This is a genomic window from Streptomyces sp. NPDC102270 (assembly GCF_044766405.1).
Classification (GTDB): Bacteria; Actinomycetota; Actinomycetes; order Streptomycetales; family Streptomycetaceae; genus Streptomyces.
Map to the genome: position 1 here is coordinate 1 of NZ_JBIWLX010000035.1, position 25,337 is coordinate 25,337.

Consider the following 25,337-nt stretch of genomic DNA (forward strand, 5'->3'; position numbering starts at 1 on the left):
GGTACTGCAGGGGGGACCCTGTGGGAGAGTAGGACACCGCCGAACAATTTTTGGGAAAACCCCCGTGCCATTCGGCACGGGGGTTTTCTGCGTTTAGGGTCAATAGCATGCGCTATGACCTCGTCATCTTCGACAACGACGGCGTTCTTGTCGACAGTGAGCCGATCTCCAACCAGTACCTCGCCGCCTATCTGACGGAGCTCGGGCACCCGACCTCCTACGAGGACTCCATCCGGGACTACATGGGCTCCGCCATGCACCGGATCCACGACCTCGTCCTGGAGCGGACCGGACAGCGGTTGCCAGCGGACTTCGACGACGTCTTCCACGCGAGGGTCTTCGCCGCGTTCGAGCGGGAGTTGAAGGCCGTGGACGGCGTCACCGGGGTGCTGGAGAAGCTGACGGCGGACGGAGTGCCGTACTGTGTCGCGTCCTCCGGGAGCCATGAGCGGATCCGGGTGGGGCACCGGGCTGCCGGCCTTGACCGGTGGTTCGAGGACGAGCGGATCTTCAGTTCGGAGGACGTGGGGCGGGGGAAGCCGGCGCCGGATCTGTTTCTGCATGCCGCCGAGCGGATGGGGGTCGAACCGGGGCGGTGTGTGGTGGTCGAGGACAGTCCGCTGGGCGTGCGGGCGGCCAACTCGGCGGAGATGGACGTGTACGGGTTCACCGCCATGACGCCGGCCGCGAAGCTCACCGGGGCCACTCAACTCTTCTCCGACATGGGTGAGTTGGCGGACCTGCTGGTCTGACATTTGTCATGCCGAGGTCCGGACGATCGTTTCTACTGGCAACCCCCGGCCGGACGAGAAGCTGAGGGCATGACGACGAAGACGAACTCGAAGCGCGCGAACCTGACTCCTCTGATCGTGGACGTGGCGGTGCCGATCGGGGCGTACTACCTGCTCAAGGACGGGCTCGGGATGAGCACGTTGATGGCGCTGGGCCTCAGCAGTGTCGTCCCGGCCGTGCGGACCGGCTGGAGTGTGGTGAGGGAGCGGACGGTCAACGCTCTGGCCGCTCTCATCCTCGTGGTGAACGTCGTGGGGCTGCTGCTCAGCTTCGTGGCCGGCGACCCCCGGCTGATGCTCGCGAAGGACAGCGGGGTCAGCAGTGTGATCGGGATCGGCATCCTCGTCTCTGTGGCGCTGGGGAGGCCGATGATGACGGCCGGGATGAAGCCCTGGCTGGTGAAGGGGATCGCGGAGCGGGAGGCCGCCTGGGCGCGGCTCCAGGACACGTCGGCGGACTTCCGGCGGGCCGAGCGGCGGTTCTCCGTGGTGTGGGGCGTCGTACTGCTGACGGAGTGTGTGATGCGGGTCGTGGGGGCGTACACGCTGCCGGTGGACACGATGGTGTGGCTCGGGTCCCTGATCATGGTCGGGTCGATGGGGGTCGCCTTCCTGGTCAGCGGGGCGATCGGGGCCGGCCCGATGGCTGGGATGCTGATCGCAGAGACGAAGGCCGGCGCCCCCGCGATGCCCGAGGTCGCCCTCGCCCGATAAAGCTGAGGGAAATTCATCTTTGGCTGGATCTACCCACGAGTACGCCGGGGCCCTACGCTCGCCGCCATGACAGATGTGCTGCGGCGCGGTAGGGCCTCGTTGGCGTTCAGCTTCTTCGCGCAAGGCGTCGCCTTCGCTCTCCTGGTGACGCGGATCCCCGCGATCCAGGACCGGTACGGGGTCTCCGACGCGCTGCTGCCCGCCTTCCTGGCCGCCGTGCCGATCCTCGCCGGGGTCGGGAGCGTCTCGACCGAGCACCTGGTGAAGCGAATACGGCCCAGCCGGCTGCTGCGGTTCGCCCAGCCCGTCGTGCTCCTGGCGCTGCTCGGGGTGGGGGCCGGGGATTCGACGGTTGAGCTGGGTGTCTCGCTCGGTGCCTTCGGGCTCGCCGTGGGCATGCTCGACGCGTCCATGAACATGCTCGGGGTGAGTCTGCAGCGGTCGTACGGGCGCAGCATCATGCTGAGCTTCCACGCGGTGTTCAGTCTCGGCGGGATCGTGGGGGCCTCGCTCGCCTGGGTCGGGGCGCACTGGCATCTCGCGCTGTTCGTGTCCTATCTGCCGGTCGTGGCGGTGCTGGTGCCGCTGTGTCTGGTGGGGAGCCGGTGGTACGTCGACGGGGACACCACGGGAGTGGAGGAGAAGCCGCAGGGGGGCGACGGCGTCGTCTTCAAGCTGCTGCTGCCGCTGTGTCTGGTGATGACCTTCGCCTACATCGGGGACTCCACCGTCTCCAACTGGAGTGCGAAGTACCTCAAGGACGTGCTCGGCAGCAGCGAGCAGGTGGCGACCGTGCCGTACAACGTCTACATGGTGACGACCCTGCTGGGGCGGGCCGTGGGGGACCTCGGGGTACGGCGGTTCGGGGCGGCCGCGGTCGTGCGGCTGGGGGCGGTGGTGGCGGCCGGAGGGTTCGCGGTGGTGGCCGTGGCGCCCGGGCCGTGGGTGGGGATGCTCGGGTTCACGCTGCTGGGGATGGGGTTGTGTGTGCTGGTGCCGCAGACCTTCGCCGCGGCAGGGCGCTTGTTCCCGGGGGCGTCGGACGCGGCCATCGCGCGGCTCAACGTCTTCAACTACGTGGGGTTTCTGATCGGTTCGCCGTTGGTGGGGGCCCTGGGGGACGCGTGGAGCTATCGCGGGGCCATGCTCGTACCGATGGTGTTGGTGCTGGTGACACTGGTGTACGCCAAGTCGTTCGAGGCTCAACCGGACCGATACGGTGGCGAGCATGAGCGGCCGCGCACAGCTGATGTGGGACGAGGCAGTAACGGGCTATGACTTCGGTCCGGACCATCCGATGGATCCGGTCCGGCTCGATCTGACCCGGCGTCTGGTGGACGCCTTCGGGCTGGACCGGGACATGGCGGTCGTGGCCGCGAAGGCGGCGGGCGAGTCGACGCTGCGGCTCGTGCACCGGGAGGACTACGTCCAGGCCGTGAAGGCGGCTTCCGTGGATCCCGGGGCGGCCGACCAGTCGTACGGGCTGGGGACGATGGACGATCCGGCCTTCGAGCGGATGCACGAGGTGTCCGCGCTGATCGCCGGGCAGTCGGTGGGCGCGGCGGAGGCCGTGTGGCGGGGGGACGCGCTGCACGCGGTGAACTTCGCGGGCGGGCTGCACCACGCGATGCCGGGGGGCGCTTCGGGGTTCTGCATCTACAACGACGCCTCGCTCGCCATCGCGCGGCTGCTGGAGCTGGGGGCGTCACGGGTCGCCTATGTGGATGTCGACGTGCACCACGGGGACGGGGTGCAGGCGGCGTTCTGGGAGGATCCGCGGGTGCTGACGATCTCCCTGCACGAGCATCCTCGGACGCTGTTCCCGCAGACCGGGTGGCCGGAGGAGACCGGGGCGGACTCGGCCGAGGGGAGCGCCGTGAACGTGGCGTTGCCGGCGGGGACGGGGGACGCGGGGTGGCTGCGGGCGTTCCACGCGGTGGTGCCGGAGCTCATCGCGGACTTCCGGCCGGATGTGCTGGTGACGCAGCACGGGGCGGACACGCACTTCGAGGATCCGCTGGCTCATCTCGCGGTGTCGCTGGACGCGCAGCGGGCTGTGCAGGTGGCGTGTCACGAGCTGGCGCACGAGTACGCGGGCGGGAAGTGGATCGCGCTCGGGGGCGGGGGGTACGCCGTGGTGGATGTCGTACCCCGGTCCTGGACGCATCTGGTGGCCATCGCCGCGGGGCGGCCGGTCGAACCCGAGGCGATGATTCCCGAGGGGTGGCGGCAGCACGTGTTCGCCCGGACCAGGCAGTTGGCCCCGGCGCGGATGACCGACGGGCGGTGGCCGGTGTCCTACGCGGAGTGGGATGCGGGGTACGACCCCGCGGACCGGCTGGACCAGGCGGTGCTGGCGACTCGGCGGGCGGTGTTTCCGCTGCGGGGATTGCTGGCGTAAGGCCGGCCGGGACGGCGCGGCGCTACTCCGACTGTGCGGTGTTTCCCCGTTCCCGTCTCCCGACCCGCCCTCATCCGCCACCATCGCTCCCGTGTTGAGCACCGGCGCGCTCCGCGCCCATCTGCTGGCCGCTCGTCTGGCCGGACCCGTGGCCACCTCCCGAGAGGAGAGTCTGCGGAATTATCGGTTGTTCGCTGCTCGGGACCCGAGGGTGCTGATCGGACTCGATCCTGAATGGGCATGGAATGAGCGGGACCTGATCGGTCTCATGGCTGACAAGTGCGGGGTTTCGGGCAATCCTCGACACACAATCGGCCGTGATGTGATCGATCCCGAACGGACGCTCGCCGCGCTCGACGCCTTCGCCGAGCGCCTCGCGGCAGTCGCCCAGCGCAGCGGGGCCGTGCTTCTCGGCACCGGCCATCCGCACCGGCTGCTCGGGTTCTACGCCGCTCTCGCGGACGCCCTGTCGGCGGCGGGATGTGCCGTCCTCACCCCCGCGCATGGTCGCCGTGTCGACATAACGACCCGGTTCGGTCTACGCACGTACAACCTTGAGTACGTACGAGGAGTCGCGCTCGTGCGGGGACCGGACGCGGAGAGCTCCGGTGGTGAGCCCGGCGCACACACGCATTCGCCGCTCCCGGTTCGTACTGCCCTGGCAGCCGCGGCGGAGAGCGGCGGGCCGCTTCCGGAGCTCGTGATCGGGGATCACGGCTGGGTCTGCGGAGCAGGTCAGCTGGGGTTCGAGGCCATGGGGCCGGCGGACACGGACGACCCCGCGCTCTTCGTGGGGGAGGCCGAGGGGGTCGTGTCCGTCGTCGTTCCACTTGATGACGGCGTGCGCTCCGATTACTACCTGCCGCTGACCCGCTACGTACTCAATCGAGCGTGTCTGTCACAGTAGGCCGCCGATGGGTGCACCTCTTCCCCATTTGCATCACCCGCCCCTACATTGGGGAGTGAGCACGCAGCGACGAAGAGTCACCGGAAGGGGAAGCCGGTGACCGTCGAGTGCGGAAGGTTCAGGTGTGTCATGGCTGCTGAACAGAGGCCTCTGAGTGAGGTTCAGTTTCTGACCGTGGCGGAAGTCGCCTCGGTGATGCGAGTGTCGAAGATGACCGTGTACCGGCTGGTGCACAGCGGTCATCTGCCCGCGATCAGGGTGGGACGGTCCTTCCGTGTCCCCGAGAACGCGGTTCACGAGTACCTCCGCGAGAGCTATGTGGGGGTGGAGACAGCCTGACGACGACCGGACTCGGGGAGGTTCCCAGGGGCCTCAGGGCACTCGTGGACCCCTGTCGGATCTCCCCGGTTCACCTCGATTACGACCTCAGCGCTCGGGCGGGTAGGCTAACCCCTCGTAGGTCGTGTGGGCCCATGATGCCCAGCACCGAGTGATGAGAAGTGAGCGAGGGTAGTCGTGGGCTCTGTTATCAAGAAGCGGCGCAAGCGGATGGCCAAGAAGAAGCACCGCAAGCTGCTCAAGCGCACGCGCGTTCAGCGTCGCAACAAGAAGTAAGCGACGCCGCGGAAGCGTGCGTGTGGCCCCCCACCCGTTACCGGTGGGGGGCCACACGTGTGTCAGGACGCGCGCGTGGGCCGGATGTCGTCACCTCACGCAGTGGGCGGTCATCACAGCGCAACAACGAACCGCTAAGTTGGCGGAACACGGGGAACACAGGGAGCGCGGCACAGGACTGGGGCTGTACAAGGGCTGTACCAGAGCTGGACTACGGCTGGAAGGAAGGCGCTGATCTTGGGAAAGGTCGTGCTCGTTACCGGAGTGGCCCGACAGCTGGGGGGCCGGTTCGTACGACGCATACAGCGTGACCCGCAGGTGGACCGGGTGATCGCCGTGGACGCGGTGGCGCCGGAGCATCATCTGGGCGGTGCCGACTTCATCCAGGCGGACATCAGGCAGCCCGGCATCGCACGGGTCCTGGCCGAGACGGCCGCCGACACCGTCGTACACCTGGACGTGACGGCGATGGCGCTCGGCAGTGGGAGCCGGACCACGGTCAAGGAGACCAACGTCATCGGCACCATGCAGTTGCTCGGTGCCTGCCAGAAGTCGCCGAACGTGCAGCGGCTCGTGGTGAAGTCCAGTACGAACGTGTACGGGTCCGCGCCCCGCGATCCCGCCGTGTTCACGGAGACCACCCCGCCCAAGTCCCTGCCCTCCGGCGGCTTCGCCAAGGACACGGTCGAGGTCGAGGGGTATGTACGGGGCTTCGCGCGGCGGCGCCCCGACGTGGCCGTGTGCGTGCTCAGGTTCGCCAACATCCTGGGGCCGACGGCGGACACCCCGCTCGCCTCGTACTTCGCGCTGCCGGTGCTGCCGACCGTGTTCGGGTACGACCCGAGGCTGCAGTTCGTGCACGAGGACGACGTGATCGAGGTGCTCAGGATCGCCTCGCACGAACCGGAGCGGGGCACGCTCAACAGCGGCACCTTCAACATCGCCGGCGATGGGGTCCTGTTGCTGTCGCAGTGTTCGCGGCGGCTCGGGCGGCCCACCGTGCCCCTGCTGCTGCCTGCCGTCACCTGGGCCGGTTCGCTGGTGCGTACGCTGGGGATGACGGACTTCTCGCCCGAGCAGATCCGGCTGCTCACCCACGGCCGGGTCGTGTCGACGGTCCAGATGCGCGAGACGCTCGGATTCCGGCCGAAGTACACGACGGCCGAGACCTTCGCGGACTTCGCGCGCAGCCAGGGTCCCGGGCTGCTGCCGCCGGAGGCCCTCGAGAGGGCCGTCGACCGGATCGCCGCGCTGCCGCCTCTCGCCGGCAGCGGCCACCCCCCGACGCAGAGCGCCAACTGAGGAGCGCATCAACGATGGCGGACGCCAAGGTCATTCCGTTCGACGACGACCGGTCCCGCGCAGGCGCCGTACAGCGGCCGGCGCGGCGCCGCAGCGCGGGGAGCCGGCGCAAGGGCACCGAGCCCGCGCTGGTCCGTGAGGTCCAGCCCCTGCCCAGCGGGGCTTTCGCGCAGGATGATGTTCCTGTGACGCGTGAGGAACAGCTGCCGCAGCAGGCGAACGACGAGGGCGGCGCGGGCGGCCTGGAGCGGCGCATCGCCGGGGGCCTCAGCTTCCTGCGCCGGCGGTTCACCGGGGACTACGAGGTCGACGACTTCGGGTACGACGAGGAACTCACCGACCAGGTCCTGATGTCCCTGCTGCGGCCGGTGTACGAGAAGTACTTCCGGGTCGAGGTGAAGGGCGTCGAGAACATCCCGGCGGAGGGCGGCGCGCTGATCGTCGCCAACCACTCCGGGACGCTGCCGCTGGACGGCCTGATGATGCAGGTCGCCGTCCACGACCACCACCCCGCGAACCGGCATCTGCGGCTGCTGGCGGCGGACCTGGTGTTCATGCTGCCCGTGGTCAACGAACTCGCCCGCAAGCTGGGCCACACCCTGGCCTGTGCGGAGGACGCCGAACGGCTGCTCGGGCAGGGCGAAGTGGTCGGTGTGATGCCGGAGGGCTTCAAGGGCATCGGCAAGCCCTTCAGCGAGCGCTACAAGCTCCAGCGCTTCGGCCGGGGCGGTTTCGTCTCCACGGCCCTGCGGCAGCGCACGCCGATCATCCCGTGCTCGATCGTCGGCGCGGAGGAGATCTACCCGATGATCGGCAACGCGAAGACGCTGGCCCGCGTCCTGGGCTTCCCGTACTTCCCGCTCACCCCGACCTTCCCGTGGCTGGGCCCGCTCGGCGCGGTCCCGCTGCCGACGAAGTGGACGATCCAGTTCGGCGAGCCGATCCCCACGGACGGCTACCCGCCGGAGGCCGCCGAGGACCCGATGCTGATGTTCAACCTGACGGACCAGGTCAGGGAACAGATCCAGCACACGCTGTACAAGTTGCTGGTGCAGCGGAGGTCGGTGTTCTTCTGAGTCGGCGCGCGGACTCGGCTGCCGACGAGGCGGGCGTGGCCGCGAGGACGACCCCGCTGCGTGAAGGCGCTGTGCGAAGCCTGCGCGGCAGTGCGAGGGCAGCGGACGGGAGGGGCCAAGTTGCTGGTGCGGCGGAGGTCGGTGTTCTTCTGAGTCGGCGCGCGGACTCGGCTGCCGACGAGGCGGGCCCCGCTGCGTGAAGGCGCTGGACGGAGTCCGGCGCGGCTGTGCGAAGCCTGCGCGGCAGTGCGAGGGCAGCGGACGGGAGGGGCCAAGTTGCTGGTGCGGCGGAGGTCGGTGTTCTTGTGACGCGCTGATCCGGTACGACGGTGGGGGCGCTCTTCCTGAGAAGGGCGCCCCCACCGTCGTACCGGAAGAGCTAGTTCGCGTCCTCGCCGTTGATGCCCAGGCCGGGGAGGAGGCCGGGGAGGAGGGGCGGGAGGGTGACGTCCGGGTCGGCCGAGGGGGCCGGGGACGTCGGGGTGGCGGTGCCGGTGTCCTTCGGGGGGTCGAGGAGGCCGCCGGTGTTGCCGCCGAGCAGGCCGTCGTCCTCACTGCCGGACGGGGTGGACTTGCTGGGGCTGCTGCCGCCGGTGTGTTCCGAGGAGCCATCCGTGCCCGGGGCAGTCGAGTGGCCGGAGCCGGTCGAGGTGTCGGAGGACGCCGAGCCGGAGCCGCCCTGCCGCTGCCCTCCCTTGCCGCCGCTCTGCGCCGGGGGTTCCGGGAGCAGGGACTGCAGCGGCGCGACCTCTTCGTCTATGGCGTCGAAGACCTCGGACACCTGCTCGCTGACATCGCCGAGCTGGACGGGCAGCCGGTCGCGGAGCGCGCCCCAGGCCTCGCGGTGCGAGCGCGAGAAGCCGGCGAGGGCCTGGATGGGGCCCAGGGAGTTCGGGTCGCGCTCGTACGCCGCGTGCAGCAGGCGGTGGCCCTCGGAGGCGTCGTGCTGCATACCCGAGAGCGCGCGGCGGATCTCGCCCACGGACTCGTGGTCGAGGTGACCGCCCCGGCCGCGCTCCATCAGACGGCGGGCCTCGTTCAGCCGGGTGGAGGCCTGGTCGAGGTAGGCGACACCGCGCTCGTCGTCCCCGTCGGACAGATAGGTGAGCTTGAAGTCCTCGATGCCGCGCTTGAGGCCGTACAGCGAATCCCCGGGCAGCGCGTCCGAGCTGGCCGCGGCCACACCACCGAAGGCTCCGGCGGCGACTCCGACGCTCAGGCCGCCCGCGGCCAGGCCCTTGGTGAGCCGGGAACGCGGTCGCAGTTTCCCGAGCCCACTCGCCCGGTGGGTGCCTTTGGCCCGATGGGAGCGCTGCTCGGGGACCGCGGGTTCCGCCCCGTCGCCCTCCAGCAGCATGGCCTCCATCGCGGCCACCAGCTGGGCTCGCTGGACGACCTTGACCTTCGGGTCCAGCTCAGGCCTGGGCAGCTCGCCGAGACACTCCGCGAGGACCAAAAGACGGTCCGGATCGGGGTGTTCCGCGGCGGCCGGCGCTGGTCCTTCGGACTGCTGCTCGGCCGCCGGTTCCCGGTCGGACTGCTCCTCCAGGGCCTGGGCGAAGGCGTTCGCCCGCCGGTGCGCCGATACGTTCGCGATCACTGGCGGCACCTCCTCTCGTCATGACGGTCGACTCCCCAGGGGGTCCTGAGGGTTGCACGCCCTGACCACAAGCACACGATCGGGTGATCGAAGTCGGCCAGGGAGTGACCACAGGGAGCCTGCATCCCGCACAACGAGCGGCGTGGCACTTGGGTTACGGACTGCGGATGATCGGATCGGGGAGTCAACGGACTTTCACCGAGAGCGAGTTGATGGTTACCGGGCGTGTGCTCTCAGCGGGCGTCGTCCGGGAGGAGTCGGGCCAGGGTGCGGACGGCCCGGTACTGGAGGGTCTTGATGGCGCCCTCGTTCTTCCCCATCACCCGGGCGGTCTCGGCGACCGAGAGCCCCTGGAGGAAACGGAGGGTCACACACTCCTGCTGCTGTGGGTTGAGCCGGCGGACGGCGTCCAGCAGTGCGGCGTTGGAGAGGGCCTCCAGGACGGAGTCCTCGGGTGAGCGCTCGACCTCGTTGGCGTCGAGCATCTCGCCGGTGGTGATCTCCAGCCGGAAACGGCTCGACTTGAAGTGGTCGGCGACGAGGTTGCGCGCGATGGTGACGAGCCAGGCGCCGAAATCGCGGCCCTGCCAGGTGAAGGTGCCGATCCTTCGGAGCGCGCGCAGGAACGTCTCGCTCGTCAGGTCCTCGGCGGTGGCCTTACCTCCTACCCGGTAATAGATGTACCGGTACACGGTGTCGCTGTACTGGTCGTACAGCCGGCCGAAAGCGTCGGCCTCGCCGGCCTGGGCGCGTTCGACCAGGTCCATCATGCGGGCGCTGTCGCTGTCCGCGGCCGGACGGCGGGCCGGTGCGGCACCGGTCGAACGCCCTCGTCTGCCGACGGCCGCGGAACCGTCGGCCAGTGCGTAGCACGGGCCGATCGGTGCCGCGGCTACGGCGAAGGCGGGGACGGCGTACGCGGTGGGGACGAAGCCGCGCAACAGGTCTTGGACCGTTGCGCGCAGCGTAGCCAGGCCCGAGGCGTCAACCCCGACGTGTGGGTACACGGGACTCCCAGAGGCAGAGCTTCCATCACGTGCAGTGCGGGACCGTTCACCCGTCGTAGCGACGGAGGGGTACCGGATTGCGTCTGAGGAGAATAACGCTTAGTGCAGGCGCTGCTACACCCAGTTGCTCTATTCATCGATTACGTCGCTTCCGTAACCGATTGGGGGCCGTTCAAGTACCGGAGAGTGACCGGTTGTTGATCGAAAACGGTCTTGTTCTGTCAGGGAACGGGGCGTGTTGTGGCCGTGTGCAGCCAATGCGCCTGCACACGGGGTTACGCGTACAAAACCTGGGGATTGGTGTGTTTGCCTGGTTACCGGCGGCGCTTGTGCAGGGCGATCGCCGCCACCGTGCCGCCCGCCACCGCTCCCACGCCCGCGGCCGCCGGGATGCCGACCTTCGCCGCCTTGCGGCCCGTGCGGTAGTCGCGCAGGCGCCAGTCCAGTCGACGGGCGTGCTTGCGGAGCTTGGCGTCCGGGTTGATCGCGTAGGGGTGACCCACCAGCGAGAGCATCGGGATGTCGTTGTGGCTGTCGCTGTACGCCGCGCAGCGCGACAGGTCGAGACCCTCCGCCGCCGCCAGGGCCCGGACCGCCTCCGCCTTCGCGGGGCCGTGCAGGGGCTCACCGACCAGCTTGCCCGTGTAGACGCCGTCCACCGACTCCGCCACCGTGCCCAGGGCGCCGGTGAGGCCGAGACGGCGGGCGATCACCTGGGCGATCTCCACCGGGGCCGCGGTGACCAGCCACACCTTCTGGCCGGCGTCCAGGTGCGCCTGCGCCAGCGCGCGCGTGCCCGGCCAGATGCGCTCGGCCATGTACTCGTCGTAGATCTCCTCGCCGATCGACTGGAGTTCGGCGACGCGGTGGCCCTGCACGATGGAGAGCGCCGAGTCGCGGGCCTCCTGCATGTGTTCGGGGTCCTCGACACCGGCGAGGCGGAACCACGCCTGCTGCCAGGCGAATTTCGCCAGCTCGCGGGTCTCGAAGAACTTCCGTTTGTACAGGCCACGGCCGAAGTGGAAGAGGGCGGCGCCCTGCATCACCGTGTTGTCCAGGTCGAAGAAGGCGGCGGCCTTGTCGTCGCCCAGGACCGGGAACTGTGACGCCGGTTCCGTCCCAGGGGTCTCCTCGACCTCCTGGGAGGACTTGCGCGCGGCCTCCGCCGAGGCCTCGCCTGCCAACACGCTTCGCGCCGTGGCGGAGCGCCTACGGGGAGTGAGCCATCCGAGAGCGGCCATGGCGTGAGCATAGCCAGTCTGTTCGGTGGTTCCGGAGTCGAGAGGTTTGGAGGGTGTGAACACTCCACGACTGTGCCGTTAAGCAGGCGGTCACGTCCGGCGGCGACGCGCGGGAGAATGGCCCGCATGAGTCCCATCTTCCGCCGAAAGCAGGCCAGGGCCCCCGAGGGCCGGCTCGTCACCCTGATCCGCAAGCCCGGTTGTCATCTGTGCGACGACGCACAGCTGGTGATCGAGAAGGTCTGCGGAGATCTCGGGGTTCCCTGGGAGTACAAGGACATCGACCAGGACCCTCAGCTCCACGAGCAGTACTGGGAGCAGATCCCCGTGGTACTCGTCGACGGTGAACAGCACACGTTCTGGCGAGTGAACGAGGAACGTCTCCGCAAGGCGCTGACGGACTAGTCCACCTGGCCCGGCCGGTCGCTTAGGATCGATGGCGAAGTTGCCTCGGGGGCGGGATTGAAGAGGGAAGTGTGCGGTTTTGCCTCCGAGAGAGACGCGCGTGACCCCGGTCACGTTGGCCGGGCAAATCGGACACCATCTTTGTGCACGCGTTCACAAAGACATAGCCTGCATTCGACGGGGCGGTCCGGGGACGTGTGACCGCCTACAGCCCCGCTCTACCCGCAGGAGCACCGTGGCAACTGGCCGAACTCACCGACCGGCGACCCGTAGCCGAGGGATTCCCGAGGCCACCGTCGCCCGCCTTCCGCTGTACCTACGAGCCCTGACGGCACTGTCCGAGCGCTCGGTACCCACGGTGTCCTCCGAGGAACTCGCCGCTGCCGCGGGGGTCAACTCCGCGAAGCTGCGCAAGGACTTCTCCTACCTGGGTTCCTACGGAACGCGCGGTGTCGGCTACGACGTCGAGTATCTCGTCTACCAGATCTCCCGCGAACTGGGCCTGACCCAGGACTGGCCGGTTGTGATCGTCGGTATCGGCAACCTCGGCGCCGCGCTCGCCAACTACGGCGGCTTCGCGTCCCGTGGGTTCCGGGTCGCCGCGCTGATCGACGCCGATCCGGCGATGGCCGGCAAGCCCGTCGCGGGCATTCCGGTGCAGCACTCGGACGACCTGGAGAAGATCGTCGAGGACAACGGCGTCTCCATCGGTGTCATCGCGACCCCCGCCGGTGCCGCCCAGCCGGTCTGTGACCGGCTCGTGGCCGCCGGCGTCACCTCCATCCTGAACTTCGCGCCGACCGTGCTGTCCGTGCCGGACGGCGTGGACGTGCGCAAGGTCGACCTCTCCATCGAGCTGCAGATCCTCGCCTTCCACGAGCAGCGCAAGGCCGGTGAGGAGGCCGCCGCCGCTTCCGACGGCGCCGCTCCGGTCGTCGCCGGCCGCGGCGGCTCCGCCGACAAAGGGCCCGACGGGGACGTACCCGCCGTGATGCCGGCATGAGTCTCCTCGTCGTCGGGCTAAGCCACCGCAGCGCGCCGGTCAGTGTGCTGGAGCGGGCGGCGCTGCATGTCGATGCGCAGGTCAAGCTGGTCCAGGACACGGTCGCGGCGGAGCCGGCCACGGAGGCCGCGGTGCTCGCGACCTGCAACCGGATCGAGCTGTACGCCGACGTGGACAAGTTCCACGCGGGCGTGGCCGAGCTGTCCACCCTGCTCGCCCAGCACAGCGGGGTGGGCCTCGAGGAGCTCACTCCGTATCTCTACGTGCACTACGAGGACCGGGCCGTCCATCACCTCTTCTCCGTGGCCTGCGGGCTCGACTCCATGGTCGTCGGCGAGGGGCAGATCCTCGGGCAGATCAAGGACTCGCTGGCGCGGGCGCAGGAGCTGCACACGGCCGGGCGGCTGCTGAACGACCTCTTCCAGCAGGCGCTGCGGGTCGGCAAGCGGGCCCACTCCGAGACGGGGATCGACCGGGCCGGGCAGTCGCTGGTCACCTTCGGGCTGGAGCAGCTGGCTCTGGGTGCCGAGGTGCCGGACTGGGCGCGGGGCAAGAAGGCGCTGGTCATCGGCGCCGGATCGATGTCCTCGCTGGCCGCGGCGACGCTGGCGCGGGCGGGTATCCCCCAGATCGTGATCGCCAACCGTACGGCCGAGCGGGCCGAGCGGCTCGCGGAGATCCTCAACGAGGGCGCTTCGGGCGGGGACGTGGTGGCCCGTGCGGTACCGATGGCTTCGGTGCCGGACGAGCTGACACGTGCCGATGTCGTGGTGTCCTGCACGGGGGCGACCGGGCTCGTCCTCAGTGCCGAGACCGTCGCCGCCGCGCGGGGGTGGGTCGCACAGCCCGGCGCCGACGAGGTGCCGCCCCACGGCGGATCGGGAGCCGCCCCGGCGGCCCGAGTGCCCGCGGGCTCCGCAACCGACGAGAACTGTCCGCTCGACCTGGCCCCCGTTCAGGCCACGGCCGGTTTCTCCGTGCTCGGTGAGGCCGCCGTGGCCGGAATGGCCGCCTCCGAGCTGGAACAGCACGCCGCCTGGGTGGACAACGCACCTCGGCCGCAGAGCTCCGGGCCGGCCGTGACCGTGCTCGACCCCGCCGAGGAGGCCGACGCCATCGCCGCCCTCGCGGCGACCGCCGCCGTCATCGGGCGGGTGCCCGAGCGGCGCCGGCCCGAGCCCGTCGCCGAGATCCCGCGGCCCACCCCCTCGCTCTTCCTGCTCGACCTCGCCATGCCCCGGGACATCGACGCCGCCGTGCACCGGCTGGCCGGGGTACGGCTCGTCGACATCGAGTCGCTCGCCGAGGCCTCGGCGGACGCTCCGATGGCGGCCGACGTCGACCAGGTCCGTCGTATCGTCGCGGACGAGGTCGCCGCCTTCGGGGCGGCGCTCAGGGCCGCGCACATCACGCCCACGGTCGTCGCGCTGCGGACCATGGCCGCCGATGTCGTCGCGAACGAGATCGCGCGGCTCGACGGGCGGCTGCCTGGCCTGGACGACAAGCAGCGCGGGGAGATCACGCAGACCGTACGGCGCGTGGTCGACAAGCTGCTGCACGCGCCGACCGTACGGGTCAAGCAACTCGCGGCCGAGCCCGGCGGTGCCGGGTACGCGGACGCGTTGCGGACTTTGTTCGACCTCGACCCCGAGACGGTGGCCGCCGTCTCCCGCGCCGAGGACAGCACCACCGATGAGAAAGACCGAGGCTCGTCATGAGTACCAAGGCGCTACGGCTGGGGACCAGGCGGAGCAAACTCGCCATGTCCCAGTCGCGGCAGGTGGCGGACGCCGTGAGCCAGGTGACCGGGCGGCCCGTCGAGCTCGTGGAGATCACCACGTACGGCGATGTGTCCAAGGAGGCGCTCGCGCAGATCGGCGGCACGGGGGTGTTCGTGACCGCGCTGCGCGAGGCCCTGCTCAAGGGTGAGGTCGACTTCGCGGTGCACTCGCTCAAGGACCTGCCCACCGGGCAGCCGGACGAGCTGACGCTTGCCGCGATACCCGAGCGCGAGGACCCGCGGGACGTCATCGTCGCCCGGGACGCCCTGAAGTTCACCGACCTGCCCCGCGGAGCCCGCATCGGCACCGGTTCGCCCCGGCGCACCGCACAGCTGAACGCGTACGCCCGCGCACACGGACTTGATATCGAGACGGTTGCGATCCGGGGGAACATCGACACCCGGGTGCGGTTCGTGCGCGATGGTGAGCTGGATGCGGTGGTGCTGGCCGCGGCAGGGCTGCAGCGCATCGGCCGTATCGACGAAGTGACCGATTTCCTCTCGGTCGACACAGTTTTGCCTGCTCCCGGCCAGGGAGCACTGGCGATCGAGTGCACCGCGGACAACGCGGACCTGATCGCAGCGCTCGGCGAACTCGACGACCCGTTCACGCGGGTCGCCGTGACCGCCGAACGGTCACTGCTCGCCGCCCTGGAGGCCGGCTGCTCCGCCCCTGTGGGCGCGCTGGCCGACCTGCTGGCCGACGGGCAGATTGTCAAGGAAATGCGCCTGCGGGGCGTCGTCGGCACCACCGACGGCTCGCGCACGGTGCAGTTGTCCACCACCGGTCCCGTGCCCGAGACGTACGACCAAGCAATGGCGCTCGGCCGTGAACTAGCGGCCGAGATGCTTGCCCAGGGCGCGGCCGGTCTGATGGGGGAGCGAGCACTGTGAGCCCCACCACACTTCCCGTCGGTCCCGAACACGGGCACGTCACCTTCCTGGGTGCCGGACCCGGAGATCCGGGACTGCTGACTCTGCGCGCCGTCGAGGCGCTCACGAACGCGGACGTTCTCGTCGCCGGGCACGAGGTGCTCGACGTCGTGCGCGTCCACGCTCGGTCGGGCGTCGCCGTCGTGAACACGGACACCGAGTCGCCCTCGACTCCGGTTCCGGGCACGGGCGCGCCCCAACTGACAGTTGTTGACGGCACGTCAACAACCGCCCCTGCCCCCGCTGTACGGGATGCCGCACATCTTGTCATGGAGGCCGCGCGGGGCGGCAGGCGGGTCGTGCGTGCGGTGTCCGGGGACCCCGGGCTCGACGCGTACGCCGCCGAGGAGATGCTGGCCTGCGCCCGCGCGGGCGTGCCCTTCGAGGTCGTGCCCGGTGTCGCCGCGGCCGTCGGCGTGCCCGCGTACGCCGGTGTTCCGCTGCGCGACGCGCAGGGCGCGGACGTGCGGTTCGTGGACGCGCGGACGGCCTCCGACCGGTGCTGGACGGAGGTGGGGGTGTCGGACGGGACCGTGGTCGTGTCGACGACCCTGGACTCCGTGGGCGCCGCCGCCGGGGAGCTGGTCGCGGCCGGGCGCAAGCCCGATACGCCGATGACGGTCACCGTCGCCGGTACGACCACACGCCAGCGGACCTGGACGGCCACCCTGGGCACCATCGCCCAGACGCTCAAGCAGGCCAAGGTGCTGCCCTCGCCCGAGGGCGGGCGGCCGGTGATAGCCGTGGTCGGTGAGCGCTCGGCCGCCGCGCAGCGCGACCAGCTGTCGTGGTTCGAGAACAAGCCGCTGTTCGGCTGGAAGGTTCTCGTGCCGCGTACGAAGGAGCAGTCGGCCTCGCTCTCCGACCAGCTGCGGTCCTACGGGGCCGTGCCGCACGAGGTGCCGACGATCGCCGTCGAGCCGCCGAGAACGCCCCAGCAGATGGAGCGGGCGGTCAAGGGGCTGGTCACGGGCCGGTACGAGTGGATCGCCTTCACCTCCGTCAACGCCGTCAAGGCGGTACGGGAGAAGTTCGAGGAGTACGGGCTCGACGCGCGTGCCTTCGCGGGGATCAAGGTCGCCGCGGTGGGCGAGCAGACGGCGAAGGCGCTGGTCGCCTTCGGTGTGAAGCCCGATCTGGTGCCGAGCGGTGAGCAGTCGGCCGCGGGGCTTCTCGAGGACTGGCCGCCGTACGACCCTGTTTTCGATCCGATCGACCGGGTGTTCCTGCCGCGCGCCGACATCGCGACCGAGACGCTGGTCGCCGGGCTCATCGAGCTCGGGTGGGAGGTCGACGACGTCACCGCCTACCGGACCGTGCGGGCCTCGCCGCCGCCGGCGGAGACGCGGGAGGCGATCAAGGGGGGCGGGTTCGACGCCGTGCTCTTCACGTCGTCGTCGACCGTGCGGAACCTGGTGGGTATCGCCGGGAAGCCGCACAACGTGACCGTGATCGCGTGTATCGGTCCCGCCACGGCGAAGACGGCCGAGGAGCACGGGCTGCGGGTGGACGTGATGGCTCCCGAGCCGTCCGTGCACAAGCTGGCCGAGGCGCTGGCCGACTTCGGGCTGCGGCGGCGTGCTGCCGCGCTGGAGGCGGGGGATCCCGTGACGCGGCCGAGTGAGCGGCGGCCGGGGGCCAGGCGTCGTCGTACTACCTGACCCGGGTGGGTCGGTCGTGGTGGAGGAGCGGCTGCGGGTGAGGCTTGCGGGCTTGCGGTGCCCTGATCTGTTCGGATCCCCTGTTCCACCGGGGTGACGGGCGGTTCAGGGCCTGCTCGTCGGCTCCGGCGGTACCTGCCTGACCGGGCTGCCTGTCGCGTCTGGCGGTACCCGCCTGGGCGGGCTCCCTTTCGCCTCCGGCCGTACCCAGCCGGCCAGGTCGCGCGCGGCTGTGCCCGTCAGCGGCCTTCGTCCGCGAGGGGCTCCCGGGTCCGGATCACGCACAAGATGCGTGTCGCCGCCCCGGACCGTTCGGGTCGCGCGGTGGTGACCATGCTCCCGGGCACGGAGCGGTGGGCCCTGCGTATCCGCGAAGCCCCCGGAACATGATCGTCGCGTTGTCGCCGCGACGTCGGCTCCGTACGTGCCCCTCCATGACGGTTGCCGTTCTCCTTGGATCTTCGCAGGGTTCACACACCCTGGAATACCCTGCTCCGGTACTTTAAAGTGCAAGGAAATCGCTTGCCGTGACGGTGTATGTCCTGAGGTGAGGTGGCGTCTTGGGCCGTCCCGAACGACCAGTGGACCCCGGCGCAGGGCCCGTACAGCGCTTCGCGAACGAGCTGCGGGCGCTTCGCAGGGACGGCGGATCACCGTCGTACCGGGCGATGGCCCAGCTCACCGGCCTCTCCGTGACCGCCCTGTCGCGGGCCGCCTCCGGCGAGCGGCTCGCGTCGGCCGCGGTGGTACGGGCGTATGCGCGGGCCTGTGGAGCGGATCCGGACGAGTGGGAGCGCCGTCGGGAGGCCGTCGCCGAGGAGGCGGCGCCGCAGGGGGCGGAGGAGGGGGACTCGCCCTATCAGGGGCTGGCGCGGTTCGAGCCGGGCGACCGGGACCTGTTCTTCGGCCGGGACCGGTTGGCCGACGACGCGCTGAAGCTGGTGGTGGACCACCGGTTCGCCGTGCTGCACGGCACCTCGGGCAGCGGGAAGTCCTCGCTTCTGCGGGCCGGGCTGCTGCCGCGTCTCGACAGCCTGATCCGGGAGCAGGACTGCGATATGGAACTCCGGCTGATCACGCCGGGGGCCCGGCCCGCCGCCACCCACGAGAAGCTGCTCGATCCGGCGCCGGACGGGCCGGAACGGTTCGTGGTGGTGGACCAGTTCGAGGAGATCTTCACGCTGTGCCGGGACCGGGCCGACCGCTGGCGGTTCGTGGACCGGCTCCTGGCCGCCGCTGAACCGGCGAGCCGGCTGCGGGTGGTGATCGCGGTGGGCGGAAGATTCCTCCCGCGCTGCGCACAGCACGACGGTCTGGCCCACGCGCTGCAGCACCACGCCCTGGCCGTCCGGCCCATGACACGGGCGGAGTTGCAGGAGGCGGTGGTCAGGCCGGCCACCGCGGCGGGGCTGCGGGTGGAGCGGGAGCTCACCGCCCGGATCGTCGAGGAGGCCGCGGACCGGCCCGGCGCGCTGCCGCTGCTCTCGCAGGCCCTGCGGGAGACCTGGCGAAGACGGACCAGCGGCGTTCTGACGCTCGCCGCGTACGAGGCGGCGGGCGGCATCAACGGAGCGATCGCCGCGGCCGCCGAAGAGGTCTACGGCCGTCTCTCACCTGTCCAGGTCGTCACCGCACGGCGGCTGCTGCTGGCGCTCATCACCCCCGGTGAGGGCAGCGCCGACACCCGTCGCCCGGTCAGCCTCGCCGATCTGCGCGAGTGGCCCGACCCCGAGCTGCCGGTCGTCCTCGACCGGCTCGCCCGCGCCCGGCTCGTCCTCCTGGACGAGGGGAACGTCGAACTCGCCCACGAGGCCCTGATCACGCACTGGCCGAGGCTTCAGGCGTGGATCGAGACGAACCGGGAACGGCTGCGCGAGCACCGCCGCCTCAGCGAGGTCGCGCGGCGGTGGACGGAGCGCGACCACGACCCCTGCAGCCTCTACCGGGGAACCCAGCTCGCCGTGGCCGACCTGCTGTTCGACCGGGGCACCAGCGACCATGACCTCACCGGGCGGGAACGGGCCTTCCTCAGCGCCTCCCGGGTCGCCGACTCCATGGAGCGCTGGAAGGCGAGGCGAATACAACGGCGGATGCGGTCACTGGCTGTGGTGTGCACCGTCGTGGTGGTGGGCGCGCTTGTCGCCGCGCAGGTCGCCTGGCAGCGCGGCAACGCGGCGGACCTGGAGAACATCCGCGCCACGGCCCTGGAGGCCGCCGCCCTCGCCGCCCGGACCCAGGCGGTCGATCCCCGTACCGCCGCCCTGCTCAGCGTGGCCTCCTGGCGGCTCGCCCCCTCCCCGGTCAGCCGCGCGGCCCTGATCAGCACACTCGCCGAACCCGAGGACGACGTCCTGACGGGGCCCGTGCTCGGTGACGACGACCGTGCCTTCCTCGTCGACTCCGGCCGCACCCTGCTGGTGGCGGGGACCGGCGCCTGGTTCTCCTGGGACGTGGCCACGCACCGCGCCACCGGATCGGGGCCGCTGCCGGACGGCCGGGTGGCCGAGGCGGACCCGGCGGGCCGGACCCTGCTGACCGACGGCGGGCGCCTGTGGCACCTGACCGCGGGGGCCGGTACCGGTCATGCCGTGACGGGTGGCCGGGTCCTCGGCATCGGGGCCGACGGGAACAGCTATGTCGTACGGGACTCCGGACCGGACCCCGAGGTGCGGCTGCGTGCGGCCGACGACGGCAGGACCTTGTTCGAGGCGGCCGGCAACACCTATCCCGTCCCCTCGCCGGACGACTCGCTGGTGGCCGTCTGCCGACCGGACCGGCCGCCGCAGGTGTGGGACACCGCCCGCGACGCGGCCAGGCCGGGCGACTGGGGGACCCTGCGGACGGCGGACTGCTCCTCGGGGAGCGTCGTCTTCGGCGTGGACGGCGCCCGGCTCGCCGTGGCCACGGACACCGGCGTCCGCGTCTGGGACACGGCCACCGGACGACGACTCGCCGATCTCGCCGGGCCGGCCACCGGGCACCTCGCCTTCACGCCGGACGGAGCGTTCCTGGCGGCGTCCGGCCCCGACGGTGTCACGGTCTGGCGGATCTCGGCACCCCGGCTGCCGGTGCTGCGCCGGCCGGGGCCCGGCAGCTCCGTCACCGCCCTCGCCTGGGACCCCGCCGGCCGGGCCCTGCGCTATCTGACGGGCAGCACCGTGCACTCCCTCGACCTCGCCTCCGCCCTGGCCTCCCCGTGGCGCGCACGACCCGTGGACGCCGTACTGCTCAGTCCGGACGGCCGGTTCCTCGCGACCGCGGAGCGGACCGCGGCCGGCTACCTGCTCCGCATCCGGGAGACCCGTTCCACCCGCCTCGTCGCCGAACTGCCCTTCCCCCGCCTGGCCACCGGCCTCGCCGGGTCCTCCCGCCCGCTGCTGGCCTTCAGCCCGGACAGCAGCAGCATCGCCTACGGCACCACCGGGGTGTCCGGACCCGTGCCCACCGCTCGGTTCGCGGTGCGCGACGTCTCACCGGCCGGCGGGAAGGGCACCTTGTTCGACGTGACGGGTCCGGCCGCGTCCACGGCCCGCGCCATCATCCTCACCGCGCGCGGCCGGAAGCTGGTGGTCGGCTGGAGCACACCCGCGGGACCGCTCGTCGGGCGGATGTGGGACACCTCGCACGGGATCCCGTGGGTGCGGTCGGACGATCCGAAGGCCGTGAGCAAGGAGGCCCTGGCTGCGGGCTTCGCTGGCCGGACGGCCATAGCGCTGGTGGGGCCCGACCTGCACCCCTCGTTCAACGACGGAGGACAGACATACGAGCTCGCGGTCAGTCCCGGTGGCAGCCATGTGGCGACGGGTGGGGCCTTCGGCACCGTCACCATGTGGGACACCGGAACGTACCGTGACCCGCTGGCCGTGATCCCCGCGCCCTCTGCCGTCGCCGGTTGCACCGCCTGCGCGCGGGTCACCGCCCTGGCCTTCGGCCCCGACGGCAGCACCCTCGCCGTCGCCTACAGCTCAGGAGCCCTGCGCCTGTGGGACCTCAGCCTGAACCGGCCCCTGGGCGACGGCCCGGCAATCTCGGGTGACGTGATCGAGTCCCTGGCCTTCGGCTCCGACGGCTACCTCTACGCCGCCGGGCCGCATGTCTCCGTCCAGGCCTATCCCGTAGGTCCCGCGCAGGTCGCCGCCCGGCTCTGTGTCCGCGCGGGGCGGTCTCTGACCGTCGCCGAGTGGCGGCGCTACCTTCCCGGCGCGTCCTACCGGCTTGTCTGTGACGGGCCCCGCCCGGACGACGGGTCCGCGCAGGCCGCGACCGAGGCAGGCCCCGGCCTTGTCGAGCCGGCCCGCACACCATCGCCACCGTCAGCGGCCGTGCTCCCGGGCGCCGCCGACAAGGCGAAGCCCTCGCCCGCCCCCGATCCCCGGCCCCGGAAGGAACACCACACGGGCGGGAACCAGGCGGGTCAGGGCGAGAACCGGAGGACGAAAAAGCCGGCCGAGGGAAAGCCGCCGGCACCCCGGAACACGTCGGCCGTCGCACGGAAACACCGGTGACACCGAGCGTTGGTGTACCCGTCGGTAGGGTCGCCGATCGCTTTGTTTACCCCTCTGACCTGCATTGATCAACAACTCCGGGGCTCCGAGAGTGGTTGTCGAACGGCCCGCTCCACCACTGCCGACTCCTCCCCCCGGTGCGGTAGTGGCGCGGTCACCGTGCCGGCCCTCACACCCCCGAGGGCCGGCAAAACGAAGAAGCGCAGCAATTCCCGGGATGTCCTCAGCCGAGTTTCCCCGCAGTGGGAAGCCGTCTTCCACTGGAGTATTCGATGCGTTTTGCGTTCCGTGCCACCACCCCCTCCCGCCGCCTCGCCCGCAGCGCCGGTGCCGTCGCGGCCCTCGCCCTGGGCGCCTCCCTCATGGCGGCCCCGCAGTCCTACGCCGACAGCAGCCCCTCGGTCCGCCAGCTGCTCCAGGCGTGCAGCACGGCCGACCTGTGCAAGTTCCACCCGCAGAGCTACACCGCGTACACCGGGCCTGGGCACCAGGTGGGCTCCACCGCGTTCAACTGCGCCTCCGAGATCAACCAGCACACGGTCAACTGGTCGGACACGACCTCCGCCACGAACACGGTCGGCGTCGCGATCGAGGCGGGAGTGGAGTTCTGGGAGGTCTACAAGGTCTCCGTGGAGGTCTCGTACTCCCACTCCTGGACGGCCTCGCACACCGACTCCGAGACCAAGACGCTCAACGTCCGCCCCGGCTACAAGGGCTGGCTCCAGCGCGGCACCGCCAAGCAGAAGGCCACGGGCTGGTACGAGCTCCACTTCGGCAAGCGCTACTACGGCCACTACATCTGGTACGTCAACAACTACCAGGCGGCCGGCTGGGACCAGGACCACCCCAAGAACGGCTACGTCACCTTCCACGACGCGCCGATGACGTCCGGCGAGCGCGCTTCGCACTGCTGAACCGTCCCCCAGGACAGCGGGCGGCGCCGGGCAAGCGACCGCACCGGGCCGCCCGCCCCCACCGAGAAGTGGTGTTCCGTGATGCCAGCAAGTCGTCTTCGTCCGCGTGCCGCTGTCGCTGCCGCCCTCTGCTCGCTGCTGTTCCTGACGGGCTGCGGTGGCACGGCGAAGGGAAACGCCGCGGCCGCCTACGCGGATGACGCGGGGCCGGTCGTGATCGGCACCGACGGTTCGGCGGAGAGCCGGATCGTGGCGGCCCTGTACGGCGAACTGCTCGCCGACGCAGGGGTGAAGGCGCGCATGGCGAGCACCCGTTACTCCTCTCCGGCCGCCACCACGCGAGCCGTGGTGGAGGGGCGGATCGGTCTCGCACCCGCCTACGAGACCTCGACCCTGCGCGCCCTGCCCGCCGGCCAGACTCTGCCCGGCAACATGGCCGCCACCCTCAGCATGGCTCTGCCCCAGGGCATCGACGCCCTGCCACCCGCGCAGGCACAGAACGGCGTCGTCCTCGCGGTCACCCGGGCCACCGCCCGCACACACGGCCTGCGCACCCTCGCCGACCTCGCGAAGCCCGGCCGCCTCACCCTCGGCGGCCCCGCCTCCGGCGATCCGGACGCCCCGTCGGTCGCCTCGCTGCAGGAGGCCTACGGCACCCACCTCACCGAGACCCGTACCTCGGCCACCGCCGACGTCCTGGTCCTGCGCGGCACCGACCCCGTCATCACCCGGGACGGCCTGGTCGTGCTGACCGATCCGAAGAACGCCCTGCCCCCCGAGCACGTCTTCCCGCTCATCGGCGCCCCCTACGCGGGCCTGGCCGCGAGCAAGGCCCTTGCCAGCCTCAACTCCCGTCTGACCACAGCACAGTTGGCCGTACTCGCCGCTTCCGTCGACGGCGGGGCAGCCCCGTCAGCCACGGCGCGGACCTGGCTGCGGTCCAACGGCCTGCTCGGCTGAACACCCCCCGACCCCCTCTTCCGAAAGGCACCAGCGACATGGGCAACGTCCGCAGAAAGCTCACCATCGCCGCGCTCGCCCTGGCCTCCGCCACCGGCGTCCTCGCGGCACCCGCGACGGCCAGCGCCGCGACCGCCAACGTGCAGGTCCAGGTCTGCAACGACAACGGCTCCGCCCTGAAGTTCTTCCTCGTCGGCTACAACGACCAGGGCGACTGGGTCAACTCCCGGTTCTGGGACGTCCCGGCCAACGGCTGCACCACGGCCTGGAACTACTGGTGGCAGACCAACAGCTCGGTCGAGCTCCACTACGTCCGTCCGCCGGCCGGCTGGAAATGGCACGAGGTGTACGTACCGAAGTCCAAGAACGGCCGTACCTTCACGTACCACCAGTCGTAGGACGACCACCGCCCGCCCCGGGGCCCGGCCGGCGACAGACCGTCGGCAAAGGTGCCCCCGGGGCGGGCGTAGCGTAGGTGTATGACGACGTACGGATCCTTTCCCGGCTCGCGGCCGCGGCGGTTGCGGACCAGCCCCGTCATGCGGCGCATGGTGGCCGAGACCCGGCTGCACCCCGCTGACTTCATCCTCCCGGCGTTCGTGCGGGAGGGCGTCAGCGAGCCCGTGCCGATCGCGGCCATGCCCGGGGTCGTGCAGCACACGCGGGACAGTCTGAAGAAGGCCGCCGCGGAGGCCGTCGCCGCCGGGATCTCCGGGATCATGCTGTTCGGGGTGCCGGAGGAGTCGAAGAAGGACGCTCTCGGCACGCCGGGCACGGACCCCGACGGGATTCTGCAGGTCGCCCTGCGGGACGTGCGGGCCGAGGTCGGTGACGAGCTTCTCGTGATGTCCGATCTGTGTCTCGACGAGACGACCGATCACGGGCACTGCGGGGTGCTGGACGACCAGGGGCGGGTCGACAACGACGCGACCCTGGAGCGGTACGCCGAGATGGCCCAGGTACAGGCCGACGCCGGGGCCCATGTGGTCGGGCCCAGCGGGATGATGGACGGGCAGATCGGTGTCGTCCGGGACGCCCTCGACCAGATCGGGCGGGAGGACGTCGCGATCCTCGCGTACACGGTGAAGTACGCGTCCGCGTTCTACGGGCCGTTCCGGGAGGCCGTCGGGTCCTCGCTGCAGGGCGACCGCAAGACCTACCAGCAGGATCCCGCGAACGTACGGGAGTCGCTGCGTGAGCTCGCCCTCGATCTGGAGGAGGGCGCCGACATGGTGATGGTCAAGCCGGCGGGGCCCTACCTCGACATCCTCGCCCGGGTCGCCGACGCCGTCGACGTGCCGGTCGCCGCCTATCAGATCTCCGGTGAGTACTCGATGATCGAGGCCGCCGCCGAGAAGGGCTGGATCGACCGCGACCGGGCGATCCTGGAGGCGCTGACCGGGATCAAGCGGGCCGGGGCGCGGAACATCCTCACCTACTGGGCGACCGAAGTGGCTCAGAAACTCGCCTGACGGCACCGCCGGACGGCGTGTCACGGCAACGGTTCGAGCTCGGTCCGGAT

General features: G+C 70.7%; 22 protein-coding genes. 19 read left to right on the plus strand and 3 right to left on the minus strand.

Annotated features, from left to right (window positions below):
* The first annotated feature begins 107 nt into the window (after window positions 1-107).
* From ACIRP7_RS42690 to ACIRP7_RS42730, 9 genes are all read left to right on the plus strand, one after another.
* Complete coding sequence (locus ACIRP7_RS42690; protein WP_403671511.1) at window positions 108-752, plus strand: HAD family hydrolase; 645 nt, start codon at window positions 108-110, stop codon at window positions 750-752.
* Between the two features lie 69 nt (window positions 753-821).
* Complete coding sequence (locus ACIRP7_RS42695; protein WP_403671514.1) at window positions 822-1,505, plus strand: VC0807 family protein; 684 nt, start codon at window positions 822-824, stop codon at window positions 1,503-1,505.
* 66 nt (window positions 1,506-1,571) lie between these two features.
* Entirely contained in the window at window positions 1,572-2,783 is a 1,212-nt protein-coding gene (locus tag ACIRP7_RS42700; RefSeq protein ID WP_403671517.1) for an MFS transporter, read from the plus strand.
* Window positions 2,734-3,906: an acetoin utilization protein AcuC gene (locus ACIRP7_RS42705; protein ID WP_403671520.1), complete on the plus strand. Its 1,173-nt coding sequence runs from the start codon at window positions 2,734-2,736 to the stop codon at window positions 3,904-3,906. The genes ACIRP7_RS42700 and ACIRP7_RS42705 overlap by 50 nt, the downstream gene beginning before the upstream one ends.
* Before the next feature lie 91 nt (window positions 3,907-3,997).
* Window positions 3,998-4,813 (plus strand): phosphatase, encoded by an 816-nt coding sequence (locus ACIRP7_RS42710; protein WP_403671523.1) that lies wholly within the window; start codon window positions 3,998-4,000, stop codon window positions 4,811-4,813.
* 129 nt (window positions 4,814-4,942) lie between these two features.
* Window positions 4,943-5,152 (plus strand): helix-turn-helix domain-containing protein, encoded by a 210-nt coding sequence (locus ACIRP7_RS42715; protein WP_016437488.1) that lies wholly within the window; start codon window positions 4,943-4,945, stop codon window positions 5,150-5,152.
* Window positions 5,153-5,329: 177 nt separating this feature from the next.
* The gene (locus ACIRP7_RS42720) at window positions 5,330-5,428 is read left to right on the plus strand and encodes a 30S ribosomal protein bS22 (protein WP_003948845.1); all 99 of its coding nucleotides are present in this window, start codon (window positions 5,330-5,332) and stop codon (window positions 5,426-5,428) included.
* 237 nt (window positions 5,429-5,665) lie between these two features.
* Window positions 5,666-6,730, plus strand: a complete 1,065-nt coding sequence (locus ACIRP7_RS42725) for an NAD-dependent epimerase/dehydratase family protein (RefSeq protein ID WP_403671525.1) — start codon at window positions 5,666-5,668, stop codon at window positions 6,728-6,730.
* A gap of 14 nt (window positions 6,731-6,744) precedes the next feature.
* Complete coding sequence (locus tag ACIRP7_RS42730) at window positions 6,745-7,806, plus strand: lysophospholipid acyltransferase family protein (protein ID WP_403671528.1); 1,062 nt, start codon at window positions 6,745-6,747, stop codon at window positions 7,804-7,806.
* A gap of 379 nt (window positions 7,807-8,185) precedes the next feature.
* On the opposite strand, the gene ACIRP7_RS42735 is transcribed toward ACIRP7_RS42730, so the two are convergent.
* The 3 genes from ACIRP7_RS42735 to ACIRP7_RS42745 all read right to left on the minus strand — a co-directional run bounded on the left by ACIRP7_RS42735 (window position 8,186) and on the right by ACIRP7_RS42745 (window position 11,654).
* Window positions 8,186-9,406, minus strand: a complete 1,221-nt coding sequence (locus ACIRP7_RS42735; RefSeq protein WP_403671530.1) for a DUF5667 domain-containing protein — start codon at window positions 9,404-9,406, stop codon at window positions 8,186-8,188.
* Between the two features lie 233 nt (window positions 9,407-9,639).
* Window positions 9,640-10,413 (minus strand): ECF subfamily RNA polymerase sigma factor, BldN family, encoded by a 774-nt coding sequence (locus ACIRP7_RS42740; RefSeq protein ID WP_403671533.1) that lies wholly within the window; start codon window positions 10,411-10,413, stop codon window positions 9,640-9,642.
* 314 nt (window positions 10,414-10,727) lie between these two features.
* Complete coding sequence (locus ACIRP7_RS42745; protein WP_403671536.1) at window positions 10,728-11,654, minus strand: HAD family hydrolase; 927 nt, start codon at window positions 11,652-11,654, stop codon at window positions 10,728-10,730.
* 117 nt (window positions 11,655-11,771) lie between these two features.
* Between ACIRP7_RS42745 and ACIRP7_RS42750 the strand changes: the two genes are divergently transcribed.
* From ACIRP7_RS42750 to hemB, 10 genes are all read left to right on the plus strand, one after another.
* Window positions 11,772-12,059 (plus strand): glutaredoxin family protein, encoded by a 288-nt coding sequence (locus ACIRP7_RS42750; protein ID WP_403671539.1) that lies wholly within the window; start codon window positions 11,772-11,774, stop codon window positions 12,057-12,059.
* A 235-nt stretch (window positions 12,060-12,294) separates the two neighbouring features.
* Complete coding sequence (locus ACIRP7_RS42755) at window positions 12,295-13,062, plus strand: redox-sensing transcriptional repressor Rex (protein WP_393600225.1); 768 nt, start codon at window positions 12,295-12,297, stop codon at window positions 13,060-13,062.
* A complete protein-coding gene (locus ACIRP7_RS42760; protein WP_403671543.1) occupies window positions 13,059-14,780 on the plus strand; it encodes a glutamyl-tRNA reductase in 1,722 nt (573 codons plus the stop codon). The genes ACIRP7_RS42755 and ACIRP7_RS42760 overlap by 4 nt, the downstream gene beginning before the upstream one ends.
* Entirely contained in the window at window positions 14,777-15,736 is a 960-nt protein-coding gene (hemC, locus tag ACIRP7_RS42765; RefSeq protein ID WP_403671546.1) for a hydroxymethylbilane synthase, read from the plus strand. Before ACIRP7_RS42760 ends, hemC begins: the two co-directional genes overlap by 4 nt.
* Window positions 15,733-17,436 (plus strand): uroporphyrinogen-III synthase, encoded by a 1,704-nt coding sequence (locus ACIRP7_RS42770; protein WP_403671550.1) that lies wholly within the window; start codon window positions 15,733-15,735, stop codon window positions 17,434-17,436. Before hemC ends, ACIRP7_RS42770 begins: the two co-directional genes overlap by 4 nt.
* Window positions 17,437-17,996: 560 nt before the next feature.
* Window positions 17,997-21,941 (plus strand): helix-turn-helix domain-containing protein, encoded by a 3,945-nt coding sequence (locus ACIRP7_RS42775; RefSeq protein WP_403671553.1) that lies wholly within the window; start codon window positions 17,997-17,999, stop codon window positions 21,939-21,941.
* 272 nt (window positions 21,942-22,213) lie between these two features.
* Window positions 22,214-22,855 carry a hypothetical protein gene (locus ACIRP7_RS42780; RefSeq protein ID WP_403671556.1) on the plus strand — a complete coding sequence of 214 codons (642 nt, stop codon included), beginning with the start codon at window positions 22,214-22,216 and terminating at the stop codon, window positions 22,853-22,855.
* A gap of 81 nt (window positions 22,856-22,936) precedes the next feature.
* Complete coding sequence (locus tag ACIRP7_RS42785; RefSeq protein ID WP_403671558.1) at window positions 22,937-23,815, plus strand: glycine betaine ABC transporter substrate-binding protein; 879 nt, start codon at window positions 22,937-22,939, stop codon at window positions 23,813-23,815.
* Between the two features lie 38 nt (window positions 23,816-23,853).
* Window positions 23,854-24,213 (plus strand): hypothetical protein, encoded by a 360-nt coding sequence (locus ACIRP7_RS42790; protein WP_403671561.1) that lies wholly within the window; start codon window positions 23,854-23,856, stop codon window positions 24,211-24,213.
* 81 nt (window positions 24,214-24,294) lie between these two features.
* Complete coding sequence (hemB, locus tag ACIRP7_RS42795) at window positions 24,295-25,287, plus strand: porphobilinogen synthase (protein WP_403671564.1); 993 nt, start codon at window positions 24,295-24,297, stop codon at window positions 25,285-25,287.
* The last annotated feature ends 50 nt before the right edge of the window (window positions 25,288-25,337 follow it).

Excerpts from the sequence above, each read along its gene's own strand:
- ACIRP7_RS42690 (WP_403671511.1), top strand. The coding sequence starts at position 108 with ATGCGCTATGACCTCGTCATCTTCGACAACGACGGCGTTCTTGTCGAC.
- ACIRP7_RS42695 (WP_403671514.1), top strand. The coding sequence starts at position 822 with ATGACGACGAAGACGAACTCGAAGCGCGCGAACCTGACTCCTCTGATC.
- ACIRP7_RS42700 (WP_403671517.1), top strand. The coding sequence starts at position 1,572 with ATGACAGATGTGCTGCGGCGCGGTAGGGCCTCGTTGGCGTTCAGCTTC.
- ACIRP7_RS42705 (WP_403671520.1), top strand. The coding sequence starts at position 2,734 with ATGAGCGGCCGCGCACAGCTGATGTGGGACGAGGCAGTAACGGGCTAT.
- ACIRP7_RS42715 (WP_016437488.1), top strand. The coding sequence starts at position 4,943 with ATGGCTGCTGAACAGAGGCCTCTGAGTGAGGTTCAGTTTCTGACCGTG.
- ACIRP7_RS42730 (WP_403671528.1), top strand. The coding sequence starts at position 6,745 with ATGGCGGACGCCAAGGTCATTCCGTTCGACGACGACCGGTCCCGCGCA.
- ACIRP7_RS42745 (WP_403671536.1), bottom strand. The coding sequence starts at position 11,654 with ATGGCCGCTCTCGGATGGCTCACTCCCCGTAGGCGCTCCGCCACGGCG.
- ACIRP7_RS42750 (WP_403671539.1), top strand. The coding sequence starts at position 11,772 with ATGGCCCGCATGAGTCCCATCTTCCGCCGAAAGCAGGCCAGGGCCCCC.
- ACIRP7_RS42760 (WP_403671543.1), top strand. The coding sequence starts at position 13,059 with ATGAGTCTCCTCGTCGTCGGGCTAAGCCACCGCAGCGCGCCGGTCAGT.
- hemC (WP_403671546.1), top strand. The coding sequence starts at position 14,777 with ATGAGTACCAAGGCGCTACGGCTGGGGACCAGGCGGAGCAAACTCGCC.
- ACIRP7_RS42780 (WP_403671556.1), top strand. The coding sequence starts at position 22,214 with ATGCGTTTTGCGTTCCGTGCCACCACCCCCTCCCGCCGCCTCGCCCGC.
- ACIRP7_RS42785 (WP_403671558.1), top strand. The coding sequence starts at position 22,937 with ATGCCAGCAAGTCGTCTTCGTCCGCGTGCCGCTGTCGCTGCCGCCCTC.
- ACIRP7_RS42790 (WP_403671561.1), top strand. The coding sequence starts at position 23,854 with ATGGGCAACGTCCGCAGAAAGCTCACCATCGCCGCGCTCGCCCTGGCC.
- hemB (WP_403671564.1), top strand. The coding sequence starts at position 24,295 with ATGACGACGTACGGATCCTTTCCCGGCTCGCGGCCGCGGCGGTTGCGG.